This window comes from Propioniciclava tarda, assembly GCF_900182665.1.
Classification (GTDB): Bacteria; Actinomycetota; Actinomycetes; order Propionibacteriales; family Propionibacteriaceae; genus Propioniciclava; species Propioniciclava tarda.
Genome location: NZ_FXTL01000037.1, coordinates 1 through 1437, shown reverse-complemented (window position 1 = coordinate 1437; position 1437 = coordinate 1). Strand labels below are relative to the sequence as shown.

Genomic DNA, 1437 nt, shown 5'->3' with positions numbered 1-1437 from the left:
GGCTCTTCACAATCCAGGGTGTAGGTGGGGTCTGAAGCCGCCGGTTTCGAGTAGTGATCTGGCGATGTAGTGGGTGAGGTTCCGGAAGCCGAGGGCGGAGCCTCGGAGGTGTTCGAGGCGTCCGTTCAATGCCTCGGTGGGTCCGTTGGAGCTGCCGGGTCGGTCGAAGAACGCGAGGATGTCTCCGGCTCGTTGCTTCAGGGTGCGACCGAGCTTCGCGACCTCGGCCAGGGCGGTGGGGACACCCCCGCTGATGGTGGTGATGAGGCGTTCCATCCGGGCTCGGCCGGTGGCCGGGTCGGGTGCCCGGTAGGCGGCGATGAGGTCTTGGTAGATCGCCCAGGTGGCCTGGACTTCGACATGGGTGTCGTCGGCGAACAAGGCGTCGAGTCGGGCGAGTTGCTTCACGCTGATCAGATCGGCGCCCGTGTGCAGCACCCGGCGGGCTAGGTAGAGCGGGTCGGTGCCGCGGCCGCGGTGGCCGTGCAGGTCTTGCTGGACTCGGCGCCGGCATTGGTCGAGGGCGTCACCGGCGAGCCGAGCAACGTGGAACGGGTCCATCACCGCGGTCGCCGCGGGGAGCTCCTCAGCAGCCGCTGTTTTGAAGCCGGTGAAGCCGTCCATCGCGACCACCTCGATCCCGTCACGCCAAGCCTGGGGGCGCTCGCCCAGCCACGTCTTGAACACCTGCTTGGAGCGCCCCTCGATCATGTCGAGCAGCCGGGCCGGGCCCGCGCCCGTCCGGATCGGGGTCAGGTCGATGATGACGGTCACGTACTTGCCGCCCTTGCGGGTGTGGCGCCACACGTGCTCATCGACACCGATCACGGTGACACCATCAAGCCTGGTCGGATCATCAATCAGCAGCCGCTTGCCTTCGGCCAGCACGGCGTCGTTGGCGGTGTTCCACGACACGGCCAAGGCCTCGGCGATCCTGGCGATCGTGAGGTGCTGCACGACGAGGGCGACCAGCGCCCACCGCAACGCCGCTGTCGATAGCTTCGCCCGCGGCCGGGCCGCCTGGCTGGTGTCTTGCCGCCACACATACCCGCACCCGGTACAACGGTAGCGGCGGACCGTCACCAGCAGCGTGGTGGGCCGCCACCCGAACGGCTCATGGGCGAGCCGCCGCTGGACCGTTCCCCGCGGCACGCCCTCGCAGCCACACCGACTGCACCAGCCATCGTCACCGGCGACCCGGCACGCCAGTACCGCCCGCTCCGGCTCGAGGTGCTGACCAGTCACCTGAAGACCGAGCTCGTCGAGGCGGGTGAACGTGGTCAGGTCAGGACGAACGAAGGTACCGTGCGACATGTCGAGGTCTTTCGGGTGGCTGGCGTAGGAACCTCCATCCTCGGAAGACCTCGACCCCCGTCCCGCCACCGACACGCCGGTCACAACCCGGGCCCCCGACTACACCCTCGTCTGTGAAGAGCC

1 protein-coding gene is annotated in these 1437 nt (G+C 68.3%); it reads right to left on the bottom strand.

The features are described from left to right. Positions 1-6 precede the first annotated feature (6 nt). Positions 7-1314, bottom strand: coding sequence for an ISL3 family transposase (locus FN821_RS14045; RefSeq protein ID WP_131173180.1), 1308 nt, complete (start codon positions 1312-1314; stop codon positions 7-9). Positions 1315-1437: the final 123 nt, after the last annotated feature.